Source organism: Nocardia sp. NPDC004168 (assembly GCF_040610355.1).
GTDB lineage: Bacteria > Actinomycetota > Actinomycetes > Mycobacteriales > Mycobacteriaceae > Nocardia > Nocardia sichangensis.
The window spans coordinates 89,227-103,595 of sequence record NZ_JBEXME010000017.1 but is presented as its reverse complement, the minus strand read 5'-3'; the positions used below and the strand labels follow the sequence as shown (position 1 = coordinate 103,595).

General features: G+C 70.8%; 15 protein-coding genes. 11 read left to right on the top strand and 4 right to left on the bottom strand.

The window, feature by feature from the left end; genetic code table 11:
• Positions 1-26 precede the first annotated feature (26 nt).
• The 4 genes from ABZW96_RS26335 (at position 27) to ABZW96_RS26320 (ending at position 2,228) form a co-directional block, all read left to right on the top strand.
• A complete protein-coding gene (locus tag ABZW96_RS26335; RefSeq protein WP_355078290.1) occupies positions 27-254 on the top strand; it encodes a hypothetical protein in 228 nt (75 codons plus the stop codon).
• The gene (locus tag ABZW96_RS26330) at positions 254-907 is read left to right on the top strand and encodes a DUF2567 domain-containing protein (protein WP_355078289.1); all 654 of its coding nucleotides are present in this window, start codon (positions 254-256) and stop codon (positions 905-907) included. Before ABZW96_RS26335 ends, ABZW96_RS26330 begins: the two co-directional genes overlap by 1 nt.
• Positions 908-996: 89 nt before the next feature.
• A complete protein-coding gene (locus tag ABZW96_RS26325) occupies positions 997-1,530 on the top strand; it encodes a DUF1353 domain-containing protein (RefSeq protein WP_355078288.1) in 534 nt (177 codons plus the stop codon).
• A gap of 152 nt (positions 1,531-1,682) precedes the next feature.
• Positions 1,683-2,228: an ATP-binding protein gene (locus ABZW96_RS26320; protein WP_355078287.1), complete on the top strand. Its 546-nt coding sequence runs from the start codon at positions 1,683-1,685 to the stop codon at positions 2,226-2,228.
• 389 nt (positions 2,229-2,617) lie between these two features.
• Here the strand turns inward: ABZW96_RS26320 and ABZW96_RS26315 are convergent, their stop codons facing one another.
• Positions 2,618-3,382 carry an NUDIX domain-containing protein gene (locus tag ABZW96_RS26315; protein WP_355078286.1) on the bottom strand — a complete coding sequence of 255 codons (765 nt, stop codon included), beginning with the start codon at positions 3,380-3,382 and terminating at the stop codon, positions 2,618-2,620.
• A gap of 77 nt (positions 3,383-3,459) precedes the next feature.
• On the opposite strand from ABZW96_RS26315, the gene nadA reads away from it, so the two are divergent.
• From nadA to nadC, 3 genes are all read left to right on the top strand, one after another.
• Positions 3,460-4,503, top strand: coding sequence for a quinolinate synthase NadA (nadA, locus tag ABZW96_RS26310; protein WP_355078285.1), 1,044 nt, complete (start codon positions 3,460-3,462; stop codon positions 4,501-4,503).
• A gap of 109 nt (positions 4,504-4,612) precedes the next feature.
• Positions 4,613-6,181, top strand: coding sequence for an L-aspartate oxidase (locus ABZW96_RS26305; protein WP_355078284.1), 1,569 nt, complete (start codon positions 4,613-4,615; stop codon positions 6,179-6,181).
• A 67-nt stretch (positions 6,182-6,248) separates the two neighbouring features.
• Entirely contained in the window at positions 6,249-7,109 is an 861-nt protein-coding gene (gene nadC / locus ABZW96_RS26300) for a carboxylating nicotinate-nucleotide diphosphorylase (protein WP_355078283.1), read from the top strand.
• 106 nt (positions 7,110-7,215) lie between these two features.
• Here nadC and ABZW96_RS26295 read toward each other — a convergent pair whose 3' ends face one another.
• The 3 genes from ABZW96_RS26295 to ABZW96_RS26285 form a co-directional block, all read right to left on the bottom strand.
• On the bottom strand, positions 7,216-8,394 hold the full coding sequence (locus ABZW96_RS26295) for a winged helix DNA-binding domain-containing protein (RefSeq protein WP_355078282.1): 1,179 nt from the start codon (positions 8,392-8,394) through the stop codon (positions 7,216-7,218).
• A 29-nt stretch (positions 8,395-8,423) separates the two neighbouring features.
• A complete protein-coding gene (locus ABZW96_RS26290) occupies positions 8,424-8,768 on the bottom strand; it encodes a hypothetical protein (protein ID WP_355078281.1) in 345 nt (114 codons plus the stop codon).
• A gap of 117 nt (positions 8,769-8,885) precedes the next feature.
• Complete coding sequence (locus tag ABZW96_RS26285) at positions 8,886-9,233, bottom strand: helix-turn-helix domain-containing protein (RefSeq protein ID WP_355078280.1); 348 nt, start codon at positions 9,231-9,233, stop codon at positions 8,886-8,888.
• A 106-nt stretch (positions 9,234-9,339) separates the two neighbouring features.
• Between ABZW96_RS26285 and ABZW96_RS26280 the strand changes: the two genes are divergently transcribed.
• The 4 genes from ABZW96_RS26280 to ABZW96_RS26265 all read left to right on the top strand — a co-directional run bounded on the left by ABZW96_RS26280 (position 9,340) and on the right by ABZW96_RS26265 (position 14,299).
• Entirely contained in the window at positions 9,340-10,560 is a 1,221-nt protein-coding gene (locus ABZW96_RS26280; RefSeq protein WP_355078279.1) for an MFS transporter, read from the top strand.
• 123 nt (positions 10,561-10,683) lie between these two features.
• Positions 10,684-11,568, top strand: coding sequence for a prolyl oligopeptidase family serine peptidase (locus tag ABZW96_RS26275; RefSeq protein ID WP_355078278.1), 885 nt, complete (start codon positions 10,684-10,686; stop codon positions 11,566-11,568).
• Positions 11,569-11,630: 62 nt separating this feature from the next.
• On the top strand, positions 11,631-12,491 hold the full coding sequence (locus ABZW96_RS26270; RefSeq protein ID WP_355078277.1) for an arylamine N-acetyltransferase: 861 nt from the start codon (positions 11,631-11,633) through the stop codon (positions 12,489-12,491).
• A 56-nt stretch (positions 12,492-12,547) separates the two neighbouring features.
• A complete protein-coding gene (locus tag ABZW96_RS26265) occupies positions 12,548-14,299 on the top strand; it encodes a penicillin-binding transpeptidase domain-containing protein (protein ID WP_355078276.1) in 1,752 nt (583 codons plus the stop codon).
• The last annotated feature ends 70 nt before the right edge of the window (positions 14,300-14,369 follow it).

The window sequence follows — 14,369 nt, the reverse complement described above, 5'->3', positions numbered from 1 at the left end:
CGGTTGCGACGAAGAGGCGAGCGAGCATGAGTACTGTCATGGACATGGACGAGCGCTACAACCCGTTCACCGGCAAGCGAATCGTGCCGGGCCTCGACGACGCGATCCCGGCCGCCGCCGCGCTGGGCCTGGAGCCGCCGCGCTTCTGCGAACAGTGCGGACGCCGCATGATCGTGCAGGTGAGCCCGGACGGCTGGTGGGCCAAGTGCTCCCGGCACGGCGTCGTCGACTCGGCCGAACTGGAACGCCGCTAGTGGCGTCGCCGTTGCGCGGTGAGGTGCGGGCGGCGGCTGTGGTCGCCGTCGCCGTGGTGGTGGTGAGCGCGCTCGCCGGTGTCGGCTGGGGCCTGCTCGCGCCGACCGAGCGGCTGCTCGTGGTCGAGCCGGGTCGCGGTGTCGGACTGACCGGGGAGACTGCGCATCAGTTCGACGCGCTGGCGTTGTTCGTCCTCGCGGGGGCGGTGCTCGGCTTGCTGTGCGCACTGGCCGTGTGGCGCTGGCGCTCGGCGCGTGGGCCGCTGTTGCAGCTGGGCCTGCTGATCGGTTCCGGCCTGGGTGCGGTGGTGATGGCCGGTGTAGGGGAGCAGGTCGCCGAGTGGTCGCATCCGCGCCCGCACGACCCGCCGGTGGGCCAGATCGTCACCTTGCCGATCGAACTCGGCAGCGACCTCGCGCTGATCGTGCAGCCGCTGATCGCGTCGTTCGTCATGCTGTTCCTCGCGGCGCTGAGTACCTCGGCGGATCTCGGCAGTGGCCGCCGCGCCGCCCGGAAGGAGGAAGCCTCCTACGACGGCCAGGGCGCCTTCATGCCCTATGGTGACGCTGCGAGCAGCGCAGAGCTGCCCTATGGTGGCTACCAGCCTGCCCCAGAGGGATATTCGCTGCCCGAATATCGCCAGCGCCGCTGACGCGTCGTCCGGCACGTCGCCGCGACGGGGAAGGTTTTCCGAACCACTTCGGGGTCGGGAACTCGTGGCGTGCTGGGAAGGAATGGGACGTGGCCTTCGTGGGTGGCGGTCCGGTCGTCGAAGAGCTCGACGCCAAGTTCTGGCGGGTGACCGAACCACTGGTCTATCGCGGTGCGAGTGAGGAATTCGTGGTCCCAGCTGGTTTCCGGACGGACTTCGCCTCGGTGCCGCGCCCGTTGATCTGGCTGATTCCCCGCTACGGCAGCTATACCCGTGCCGCCATCCTGCACGACTACCTGCTGAGCACGAACACGGTCGGCGTGGCCGACGCCGACGGCATCTTCCGCCGATGCCTGCACGAACTCGGAGTCTCCCTGCCACGCCGCTGGATGATGTGGGCGGCCGTGCGCGCGGCGCACCGGTTACGCGGCGCGAGTGCGGGCGACGTCGCCCGGTTCGTCGTCGTCGCGGTCCCTTCGGTGTTCTTCCTCGCCGTTCCCGCGACCGTGGTGACGGTGTTCCTCCTGTTGTTCTGGTTGGTGGAGTTGGCCTTCTGGGCCGGGTCGCGCCTAACGCAGCGGACCGAAGCTCCGCCGCCCGGTCCGCAGATGAAGACCGCCTGACCGACCTGGGGTCTCGGTGCGAACTTCGTGCGCGCTGCTGGCGAGCCTCGCGCCGGCGAGCCCGGCCGGGTCGCCGGATCCGCGCGGGCAACCCGCCACCGGCGCGGACGAGTTCTCGGCTGCCGCAGCGGCGCACGAGTTACGGTGCCGATATGAGCGACGGATCGCCCAGGCTCCCCACCCTCGTCGTCGTCAGTGGCCCGCCGGGGTCGGGCAAGACGACGCTCGCGCACGCTCTCGCCCGGGCGATCGGCTGCCCAGCCATCTGCCGGGACGAGATCAAGGAGGGCATGGTCCACGCGACGGAGAACTACGCCCCGAGCCGCTCGAACGAGCTGAACCTCCGCACGCTGCCGGTGTTCTTCCAGACGCTGGAACTGCTCCTGCGGGCCGGTGTCACGGTGGTGGCCGAAGCCGCCTTCCAAGACCGGCTGTGGCGTCCCGGCCTCACACCGCTGCGCGCCCACGCCCAGCTCCGCATCGTGCACTGCACGATCGATCCAGCTCTCGCGACACAGCGAATCCACCAGCGCCACCGTTCGGATCCGCTCCGCCGCGCCCACGACGATCCAGACCACCCCGCACCCGCCGCCTTCCAGCGCATCTCCCTCGACGCGCCGACACTCGAGGTCGACACCACCTCCGCCTACCGCCCCGACCTCCCGGCGATCGTCGCCTTCCTCGACGCCTCCTCATGATCAACGGCACACGACGGAGGGCCTTCTCGCGAAATGCCGCAACCATGTGCCGCTGATCTTGAAAATCCGTTGGAGCCGACGTGGGCGCGAGGATATGGTGGGCGGCCGGAGTGGCCGAGGGTTGTCGGAAAGGGACTGGGTGGTGAAGACCGCGCACGCGGTGGAGGACGGGGCGGCTTCTGCGCGGGGCGAACGGGCCGATCTGGCGGCGTGGCGGCGGCGGGATGCGCTGCGGCGCGGTAATGCGGCGCGGCCCATTCCGAGCAAACGGCAGTACCGTCGCCGGGACAAGCATCGCAAGACTGCGGCAGAAGGCTGAGCAATGCCTGACCGCCGCTTCCGCGGCCGGCATCTGGCGTACCCGCCGATATCGCCGGCTTTCCGGCCGGTTACGAAGGGCCGGGTGGGCGCAGCGCCGCGAATTCGTCTGTCACGCGCAGGCCGGAGTCGGTGAAGCGGTACACCGCGGCGGGGCGGCCGCCCGCGCGGCCGGGGGCGGCGGTGGCTCCGGTGGGGGTGATCACCTTGCGGCGGGAGAGAACTCGCTGAAGGTTCGTAGTGTCCACGTCGTAACCGAGTGCGGCGCAATAGATTTCGCGCAGTGTCGACATGGTGAACCGGTCCGGCGCGAGAGCGAAGGCGATGTTGGTGTAGGACAGTTTCGCCGCCAGCCGGGTGCGGGCGTGGTCGACTACCGTGCGGTGGTCGAAGGACATGTCCGGCAGTGCCGACACCGGGTGCCAGGCGGTGTCCGGGGGCAGCTGCGGGTCGGCGGTCAGCGGGACCAGCCCGAGGTAGGCCGAGGCGATGCGGCGCGGGCTCGGCACCCGGTCGGGGGCGCTGAACACGGAGAGCTGTTCCAGATGACTCAGCTCGCGCACGTCGACCTTCTCGGCGAGCTGGCGGCGCGCGGAGGCGTCGAGGTCCTCGTCGTCGCCGAGACGTCCGCCGGGGAGCGACCAGGTGCCCTTCTGCGGGTCGAGTGCGCGTTCCCACAACAACACCGCGAGTTGGGTCCGCTGGTCGGGCGGGCAACGTAGCAGCATGCCTTCTGCCCGGTCGGCAGGGGCGTGACCTGCGGCGATGTCCCGGGGGTAGCGACGAACCTGGAACACCGCGGTGAGCGATTCGTGGATGGTGCTACTATGGGCCACGTTTTCGATTATAAGTCGAAAACCTGGTTTGGTGCGAATCGGCGGTGTAGCCGACCGCACGAGGAAGGGAGCCATCCATGGCGACGACGGGTGCGAAACTGGCGCCCCCGCTGATGGGGCAGGTGTTCGACGGACCCTCCGGGTTCGCGGGTGTCGAGGCGACGCCGGAGTGGGCGCAGGAAGTCAAGCGTCTGGCCAGGGAGCGCAACGCGACAATCCTGGCGCACAACTATCAGCTGCCGGAGATCCAGGACGTGGCCGACCACGTCGGCGACTCGCTGGCGCTGTCGCGGATCGCGGCCGAGGCGCCCGAGGACACCATCGTGTTCTGCGGCGTGCACTTCATGGCCGAGACCGCCAAGATCCTGAGCCCGGCGAAGACCGTGCTCATCCCCGATCAGCGTGCGGGATGTTCGCTCGCGGATTCGATCAGCGCCGACGAACTGCGCGCCTGGAAGGCCGAGCACCCGAACGCGGTGGTCGTGTCCTACGTGAACACCACGGCCGAGGTGAAGGCACTCACCGACATCTGCTGCACCTCCTCCAACGCGGTGGACGTGGTCGCCTCGATCGACCCGGACCGCGAGGTGCTGTTCCTGCCGGACCAGTTCCTCGGCGCGCACGTCAAGCGGGTCACCGGCCGCGCGAACATGCACATCTGGGCGGGCGAGTGCCACGTGCACGCGGGCATCAACGGCGACGAGCTCACCGAGCAGGCGCGTACCCACCCGGACGCGGAACTGTTCGTGCACCCCGAATGCGGGTGCGCCACCTCGGCGCTGTACCTCGCGGGCGAGGGCGCGTTCCCGGCCGATCGGGTGCACATCCTGTCCACCGGAGGCATGATCGACGCGGCCAAGGCGGCGAAGTCGAATCAGGTGCTCGTGGCCACCGAGGTCGGCATGCTGCACCAGCTGCGCAAGGCCGCCCCCGGCATCGACTTCCAGGCCGTGAACGACCGGGCGTCGTGCAAGTACATGAAGATGATCACTCCGGCGGCCCTGCTGCGCTGCCTGGTCGAGGGCCGTGACGAGGTCCACGTCGATCCGGAAACCGCCGCGCTGGGCCGCAACTCGGTGCAACGGATGATCGCGATCGGTAATCCCGGCGGCGGTGAATGAGTCCGACCGCTGCCCTCGCGGCGGCGGGTCGCTCTCCGGCGCAACGCGCTGACCACAGCGCCCGCGCCGCGGAACGTTCGCGGATCGGAAGACAGAGAGGCGCGGGGCGATGACAACCCGGGTTTCCATCGACTGGGAGGCCGAGGCCGATCTGGTCGTGATCGGCGGTGGCGTCGCGGGACTGACCGCGGCGCGCACCGCGTCACTGCGCGGGCTGCGGGTGCTCACGCTCAGCAAGGGCGGGCCGACGGATACGTCCACCCAGTACGCCCAGGGCGGCATCGCCGTCGTGGCGCCGCACGGTGACTCGGTCGAGTCACACGTGCACGACACGGTGGAGGCGGGCGTCGGCCTGTGCGACGTGGACGCCGTGCGCTCCATCGTCGAGGGCGGGCAGGACGCGGTGGCCGCGCTGACCGACCTGGGCGCGGTGTTCGACCTCGGCCGCGACGGCCAGATCTCGCGGACCCGCGAGGGCGGCCACAGCACCCGCCGGATCATCCATGCCGGGGGCGACGCCACCGGCGCCGAGGTGCAGCGGGCGCTGAACGAAGCCGGCTTGCCGGTGCTGTTCGGCGCGGCCGTCGGCGAGATCGTCACGGGGCCGAACGGTGTGCGGGGCGTGGTCGCGCTGTCGGACCGAGGTTTCGGTGTCGTGCACGCGCCCGCTGTGTTGCTGGCCACCGGCGGGCTCGGCCAGTTGTACGCGCTGAGCACCAATCCGCCGGGCGCCACCGCCGACGGCATCGCGCTCGGGCTGTGGGCCGGCGCCGCCGTCGCCGACCTCGAATTCGTGCAGTTCCACCCGACGGTGCTGTACACCCCCGGCGGTATCGGGCGCAGGCCGCTGATCAGCGAAGCGGTGCGCGGCGAAGGTGCGACATTGGTCGACACCGAAGGCAACGCGGTGACCGAGGGGGTGCATCCACGGGGCGATCTCGCGCCTCGCGATGTCGTCTCCCGCGCCATCGCCGCGCGCATGCGGGCGCTGGGCACCGAGCACGTTTATCTCGACGCCCGCTCGATCGACGGTTTCCCGCAGCGGTTTCCGACGATCACCGCCTCGTGCCTGGCGGCGGGCATCGATCCGCGCACCGACCTCATCCCGGTCGCGCCTGCCGCGCATTACCAGTGCGGGGGCGTCGTCACCGACACTCACGGCCGTACCGCAGTGCCCGGCCTGTACGCGGCCGGAGAGGTCGCGCGCACCGGACTGCACGGGGCGAACCGGTTGGCGTCCAACAGTCTGCTGGAGGGGCTGGTGGTCGGCGAGCGCGCCGGAGCCGCCGCCGCCGAGCGGCTCGGTGAGCGGGCCCGGGTGAGCGAGATCCCCACTCGCGTAGCCGATTACGTCGACCGCGACGTAGTGCAGCACCTGATGACCACGCACGCCTCGGTGGTCCGCGACCGCGCCGGACTCGCGGAAGCGCTCAAGCGACTCGACGACGTGGTCACCAACCGCGACACGCTCGCCGCCGCCACCCACCCGATCGCCGGAATCGAGGACGCCGCACTCACTCTCGCGGCCCGCGCGCTGCTGCTGGCCGCGCTCGCCCGCACCGAGAGCCGCGGCTGTCACACCCGGTCCGATCACCCGGACGCCCTGCCCGAACTCCGCCACAGCCTCCCGATCCGGCTCAACGGCGACGGCGTCCCCGAGTACGCCCCCATTCCCTGATCACACGCACCGAGCGCGGCATCCGGTGGACCGCGAGAACCCCGCTCGGTCAGAGAGGAACGCTTCGATGGCTCTGGACGACGCCCTGGATCGCGACGAGGTGCTGCGCGTCATCCGCGCCGCGCTGGACGAGGACCTGCGCTACGGCCCGGACGTCACGACGACGGCCACCGTGCCCGCGGACGCGGTGATCAAGGCATCGGTGGTGTCGCGGGAACCGGGAACCGTGGCCGGGCTCGACGCCGGGCTGCTGGTGCTCGACGAGGTGATCGGCGCGGACGCCTACGAGATCACCGACCGCGTCGCCGACGGCACCCGGGTGTCGCCCGGACAGTCCGTGCTGACCTTGATCGCGCCCACCCGTGGGCTGCTCACCGCGGAGCGCACCATGCTCAACCTGGTGTGCCATCTGTCCGGCATCGCGACGGCGACAGCCGCCTGGGTGGACGCCGTCGCGGGCACCCGCTGCCGCATCCGGGACAGCCGCAAGACGCTGCCCGGACTGCGCGCGCTGCAAAAGTACGCCGTGCGGGTCGGCGGCGGCGTCAACCACCGGATGGGTCTCGGCGACGCCGCCCTGATCAAGGACAACCACGTGGTCGCCGCGGGGTCGGTGGTCGAGGCGTTGCGCGCGGTCCGCGCCGCCGCCCCCGACATCGCCTGCGAGGTCGAGGTCGACAGCCTCGAACAGCTCGACGCCGTGCTCGCCGAGAACGTGGAACTGGTACTGCTGGACAATTTCCCGCTCTGGCAGACCCAGGCGGCAGTGCAGCGCCGCAACGCCGCGTCACCGCGGACGAAACTGGAGTCCTCCGGCGGCCTGAGCCTCGACGTCGCCGCCGACTACGCCCGCACCGGCGTCGACTACCTGGCCGTCGGCGCGCTCACCCACTCGGTCCGCGTCCTCGACCTCGGACTGGACATGTAGGTACCCGCCCGAACGCGCAAGCCGCGCAGCGTGGCTCGGTCGGACTCGGCGAATGCGCGAATCTCCATGTCGCCCGAGCTACCCGGCGGTGCGCCGGGGCGCTCGGTCAGGCGGTGAGGTCCCGTTCCAGCGGCGTCCGGAAACGGGGAATGGCGCGCACGTCGCCGTACCATTCGGCGACTCGCTGCGCCTGCGCGGCGATCATCGCCTCGGCGTCGGTCCCCACGTCTTCGAGCAGGCGGTAGACGATCTCGCCGTCACCGCGCTGCGCCCAGCCGCCCACGATGCGCCCGTTCCACCAGACGGTGGGCCCGATGTTCCCGTTGCGATCGAACAGGTTCGGTGCGTGGGGGCCGAGGAACCATTCTCGAGCCTGCCAGCCCATGGGCGTCGGATCGAGCGCGGGAAGCAATGCCGCCCATGGCTCCGGGGCGGCGACCGGCTCCACGTCGTCGGCCAGCAGTACGCCCGTCACGCCGTCGAGGTCGACCTCGATCAGCTCGAGCGCGCCGAGCGCCGCGCGCACCTCGCCCAGCGTCCACCCGGTCCACCACTTGATGTCGGACACCGGCGCGGGACCGAACGCGCGCAACCAGCGGCGGACCAGCTCGACGCGGGCTTCTGCGGCCGGAATCACGGGGACGGGGTCCGGCAACCACGATTCGATCGGCGCCCAGGTGTACTGGCTGCTGGTCCAGCTGCCGTTCGGCCGTCCGCGCACGATGCGGCCTTCGCAGCCGAGCGTCACCAGTACCCAGGTGGTGATGTTCGTCGGCTTCGAATACGGCTTGTCCGGCGCGGTGTTCACCTGGGTGCGCAAGCGGGGGACGTCCTTGCTCAGCTGCGCGCCGGTCGCCGCGCCGCGATCGAGCAGCGCCTTGTGCGTCTCGGTCTCGACTTCGGCCCACCAGCGCCGCACATCGCCGTCCCCGATGCCCGCCTGTTCCAGGTACTTGCCGTAGGTGCGCCGCTGTTTGTGCGCCAGCGCGTCCGCGCACGAACCCTGCAGGATCGCGACCAGCTCCACCGGCACGACGAACATGGTGCGGCGCATGGCCAGCATCCGCAGCAGCGAACGGTCGTCGTAGAGCGCCTGTTCGACATCCGCGGGCGCCAGCCCCTCGGCGCGGGCCGCGACGGAGAGGAAGACAGTCGCCGGATCGGTCGCGTGCAGGGCGACCAGCGAGCGGGCGATCGCCGCGACCTGTCCGGCCCGCTCCGGGATGGCCAGCCGGTGTCGCACCGCCAGCCGGGCGCGCCGCTCGGCGACATCAATCGAACGCATAGGCGAATCGTAGCGTTCGCACCGTCGGGTCAGAGGCCGAAGCGCTCCGGAGCCGGGCGCAGCGTCCGGCAGGCGTCGCGGACGGCCTCGGTCGCCGCCGGGCCGCACGCGCCCGCCGCGCCGCCGATCGGGATGCCGGTGCGGACGACCGCGTCCGCCTCGGCCGGCTTGTGCATCGCTTTGGCGATCTGCCGCAGCACGTGCGCGCAGCCGAGGACCGGATCGTTCGCCAGCCGATTGCAGTTGTCCTCGAACAAGGCGCGCAAGTCGTCGACCGGGAAGTTGCGCAGCACCGGATCCGCCGCGACCAGTTCGGCGACGGTGCCGCGTCCGCCGCCGACGTCGCGTCGTCGGCCACGGCGACCAGCGCGCACAGGGCCACGGCGGCGTCGCGAAAGGACCCGCCGCGCGATGCGTTCCGCCTGGCGAGCAGTTGTTCGCGCCAGGTCGCGGCGGTCTCGGGCGTCGGGTCCTGCCCCCAAAATTCTGGATCAGTCGGCAGGCTCCCAGGAGCGGACCAGGTCGAGCAAGCCGGGAAAGCGCGCCTCGAGATCGTCGACGCGGACCTGGCTGCGGCGTTCGAGTCCGTAGCGTCGCTGCCGGGTGACGCCCGCCTCGCGCAGGACCCGGAAGTGGTGCGTCAACGTGGATTTGGGGCGATCGATGCCGAACCAGGAGCACGACCGGTCGGTGTCGGGGGAGTCCAGTAGCAACCGGCGGACCATGGTCAGGCGCAGCGGGTCGCTCAGCGCGGCCAGCACGTGATCCAGTCGCAGGTCGGCGCGGGCCGGCTCGGGCAGGACGGAGGTGGCATCGGCGGTGTCGGCGGCCGCTGGCATCGCGTTCTCCTCGGATTTCGGACGACTTGTACGACTTCTATCGTACTAGGCGCCAAGTTCGATTACTGTCGTACCAGTACGAAAAAATTCGAACCAAGGAGTGGTGATGGGATCGACGGTGACGGTGCTACGCACGGAAGCACCACGGACGGGCGGACGTTCGGTGTGGGCGGCGGCGTGGCCGGTGTTCGCGGTGTTCGTGTTGTCGAACGCGCCGACCCCGCTGTACGTGGTGTGGCAGCGGGCGATCGGCTTCTCCGCCGGGACGCTGACCGCGGTGTTCGCCTGCTACATCGCCGGATTGCTGGGTGCGCTGCTGGTCGCGGGCGTGGTGTCGGACCGGGTGGGTCGCAAACCGGTGCTGCTGCCCGCGGTGGCGGCGGCGGTGGCGGCCTGTGTGTTGTTCGCGGTCGCGCAGTCGGTCCCGCTGCTGGCCCTGGCGCGGCTGCTGACCGGCCTGGCGGTCGGCGCGACGGTGTCGGCGGGAATGGCGGCGGTCACCGATGTGGGCGGGTCCGACCGCAAACGGGTCGCCGCGCTGGCCGCGTCCACGGCGATGGTGTTGGGAGCCGGGAGCGGGCCATTGCTGGCAGGCATCCTGTCCGAAGCGCTGCCCGGCCCGACGGTGACGGTCTTCCTGGTCGAGATCGCCGTGCTCACTACGGCTTTCGCGGTGGTGGCCCGGTTGCCTCTGCCCGCCGGTGCCGGCGGGCGCGGACCGTGGATCCGGATCCCGTCGGTCGTAAGGGAAGGTCGCACCGCGGTGCTGCTGGGGATCGCGGTGTTCGGACCGGGCATCACCGCGACGTCGTTCGTCCTGTCGCTGGGGCCGTCGGTGCTGGCACATCTGCTCGGTGTCGCCGACCGGGTGCTCGCCGGTGCGGTGGCGTTCGCGATGTTCCTGGCCGCGACCGGAGTCCAGTTCGCGGCCCGGCGGTTCGGTGTGGGCGTCATCCTGCTCGGCGGCACGATCGCGACCGTGACGAGCATGGCCGCGCTGGTGCTCTCACTGGTCGCGACCTCGCTTCCGCTGTTCGTGACGGCGGCCGTGCTCGCCGGTGCCGGTCAGGGGCTCGGCCAGTTCGGCGGACTGACGGCGATCAGCGCGAGCGTGCCGGGCGAGCGGCTGGCCGAGGCCAACGCCGCGCAGAACGTCGGGGGGTATCTCCCCGCCGCGGTGCTACCGCTGGCCGCCGGGTTTCTCGGCGACGCTTATGGATTGAGCGCAGGTGTGATCGCGTTCGGCGTGGTGGTCGGCCTCGCGGCCGCAGCGGGCGGACTGCTCGTCGTGGCGCGCCTGCGCCGCGATGCCGCGCTGACGGCGTGACATCATCCGGGGATGCGATGGGCATCTCTCGTATCGTGCTGCGCGTTGGCCGGTGTGCTCCTGACGACAGTTCTTGTGGCGCCACGAGTTTCGGCGGATGGGGACTGCGCCGTCGATGTGGCGGTGCGCCCTGTTTCGCTGACCGTGGACGGGGAGGAGGCGACCGGCCGGGTATACGAGCCCTATCGGTGCGCCGAGGACGACGCGACCGCGCACGCGCTCGTGGTCGCGGTGCACGGGCACGATGGATCGTCGGCCGATTTCGCGGGCTACCTCGAGTCGATCGCCCGGCGCACCGCGACGCCGATCCTGTCGATGGATCTGCGCTCGGCGCAGAGCATGTGGCGCACCGGAGAATGGAATCTGTGGGCAGGGTGGCGCGACATCGTCGCCGCGACCACGTGGTACCGGGATACCCATCGCTCGATCACCCGCACGGTGCTGTGGGGCTGGAGCCAGGGCGGCATCACCAGTGGTCTCGCGGTGGCGCACGGCCCGCGCGGGATGTTCGACTACTGGGTCGACAATTACGGTCCCGCCGACGATTTCACGATGTGGTTGGGCGCCGGGTCCGTGGATCCGGCGCTGCCCGCGCAGATCGAGCGCGACGCGGGTGGCTGCCCGCCCGCCACCTGCCCGCTCGCCTACGCCGAACGCTCGCCCGCGCTGCTGGCGGCCCGGATGGACGTGCGGCGGGCGTTTCTCGTGCACGGCACCGCCGACGACGTGGTGCCGTATGCCACCAGCGTCGAGATGCGCGCGGGGCTGCTCGCCGCGGGCCGACCCACCTCGATGTACACCGTCGTGACCGGGCGCGATCTGAACGGGCAAGTGGTTCCCGGCGACCACAGCGTCGGACCGGCCCTCTTCGAGGGCGGTTGCGTCGTCGAGCGTCTGCTGCTCGGCGCGGAGCCGGTCGACGGCCCGGATCGCGACTACCTCGTGGACGTCGCGCACGACGTCGTCACCGCACCGGCCGCCCCGCCGGGCGCGAAGTGCGCGGCGTGAGGGAACACGATCGCCGTTGCGCGCAGTTGACCGAGAAGAACCGACGACGAAGTGAGGACGCGATGAGCAAACCCGCCGACCCGGCTTACCACTGGAACGGAGCGGATCTCGATCTGGACGCCTACCTGGCCCGGATCGGGTTCGACGGCGAGCGCGCCCCCACCGTCCGGACGCTGCACGAGCTGGTGCGGGCGCACACCACCGCGATCCCGTTCGAGAACCTGGAGATCATCCTGGGCCGATCGATCCCCCTGGATCTGGCGACCTTGCAGGACAAACTCGTGCGGCGCCGCCGCGGCGGTTACTGCTACGAGAACGTCGGACTGTTCGCGGCCGCGCTGGAACGCCTCGGATTCGGTGTCACCGGCCTCAGCGGTCGCGTGAGCATGGGCGCGGGCACGGCGCTGCGGCCTGCCACCCATGCCTTGCTGCGCGTGACGACCGCCGACGACGACCGCGTCTGGCTGTGCGACGTCGGCTTCGGCGCCGGACCGCTGGTGCCGTTCGAGTTGTCCGCGGGCGAATTCACCGGCGGCGACTGGCAGTTCCGGCTGGAGAGCAGGCGCGGCGAGCTGGATTCCGACCTGTGGGTACTGCACCAATTCGGCCGGGACGGGTGGATCGACCGGTACAGTTTCACCTTGAATCCGCAGTACGGCATCGACTACGCCGTCGGCAACCATTTCGTGGCTACCTCGCCGCGTTCCCCGTTCACCACCCGGCCGTTCGTGCAGCGTTTCCACCCGGAGGTCCACCACGTGCTGGACGGCACCACGCTCGTCACCGAGTACCCCGACGGCACCGGCAACACAAGGGAACTGGAGCCGACCGAGCTGCCCAAGGTCCTCGCGGAGGTGTTCGACATCGACCTCACCGAGGCCGATGCCGCCGCACTCGCGAATGCTCCGTGGATACGCGACTGACCCCGCGAGCGGGCTGTTGACCGGTGATGTCCGGCTGCGCCCATTATGGTCGTCGGGTGCGTACCAACCGGAAAGCCCTCGTCCTGTTCGCCGCACCGCTGCTCGTGGCCGCCGCCTGCTCGTCAGGGCCGGACCAGCCCGATACCGTGGCAGGGCAATTCGCCGAGGCGTTGAACCGCGACGATATCGCCGCCGCGGCCGCGCTCACCGACAATCCGGCCGTAGCCGCCGACACCCTCGGCGCGCTGTACGACGGACTCGGCAAGGACGTGCGCTTCGACGTCCGCTCGGTCGACGACAACCGCTTCGCCCTGGCCGCCACCTGGAAGCTGGGCGCGGACGGCAAGTCGGAGTGGACCTACACCACCAACGGCGCCGCGCACGACGACGGGAACGGATGGCGGGTGAAGTGGGATCCCGCCACGGTCGCCCCCGGGCTCGCGGCGGGGCCATTGAGCTACGGCAGGGTTTATCCGCAACCGGCCCGCATCCTCGATTCCGCAGGCGGCGAGCTGATGACCGAACAGGTCGTCACGCTGGTCGACGTCGGCCCCGGCGCCGACATCCCCGCGGTCGCGGATCTGCTCGGCCCGCTCGCGCCCGGCCTCACCGCCGGGTCGGTGCAAACGGAACTGGCGGCGGCGCAAGGAAAGCCGATCACCGCGATCACCTTGCGCGATTCCGATCTCGCCCCGATCCGAGACCGCCTGGCCGCGCTGCCCGGTGTCACCCTCGCGCCGCAGACCCGTCTGCTGACGACCGACAAGGCGTTGGCCGCCCCGACCCTGTCCGGACTGGCCGAGTTGTGGCAGCAGTCCGCCGACGCGCACGCCGGGTGGGCCGTGCGCGCCCAGACGCCGCAGGGCACCGAGCGGGTCGCGGGAACGGATCCCACGCCCACCGCCGACATCGCGACCACGCTCGATCTCGGCTTGCAGCGCGCGGCCGAGGCGGCGCTCGCCCCGATCGCACAGCCCGCGGCGATCGTCGCCCTGCGTCCGTCGACCGGCGAGGTCGTCGCGATCGCGCAGAACGCCCCCGCCGACGCGCAGGGCCCGATCGCGCTGACCGGGCTGTACCCGCCGGGTTCGACGTTCAAGACGGTCACCGTCTCCGCCGCGTTGCAGGCGGGGACGGTCACACCCGACACCGTGCTGCCCTGCCCCGGCACCGCGAACATCGAGGGTCGCCGCATCCCCAACGACAACAATTTCGATCTCGGCGCGGTTCCGCTGCACACCGCGTTCGCCCGCTCTTGCAATACCACGATGGGCGCCCTCGCCGTGCGATTGCCCGCCGACGCGCTGACGAAAGCGGCCACACAACTCGGCCTCGGCATCGATTACGTCACACCGGGCCTGACCACGGTCACGGGGAAGGTGCCCGCGGCCGAGACCTCCGCGTTACGTGTGGAGTCGGCGATCGGTCAAGGGCAGGTGACAGCGTCGACGTTCGGCATGGCCCTGGTCGCCGCGTCCATCGCTCGCGGCTCGGTGCCCGCGCCCACCCTGGTCGCGGGCAAGCCGGGCACCCCGGACCGCACCTCGGACGCGCTGCCGCCGCAGGTCGACGACCAGCTGAAAGCCATGATGCGCGAGACCATCACCGGTGGCACCGCGACCCAATTGCGCGACATTCCCGGCCTGCTCGGCAAAACGGGCACCGCGGAGTACATCGATGACGCCCACGCCCACGGCTGGTTCGTCGGCATCGACGGCGACCTGGCCTTTTCCGTGTTCATCAGCGACGCGGGCAGTTCGGCTCCCGCGGTGGACGCGGCGGGCCGGATGCTGCGTGCCCGTGGTTAGTCCCTTTCGGGCGATTCGAGGCAGTGTGAAGGCCCGGCTGACGCGTGCGAGCATTCCTACGCCCGCTACA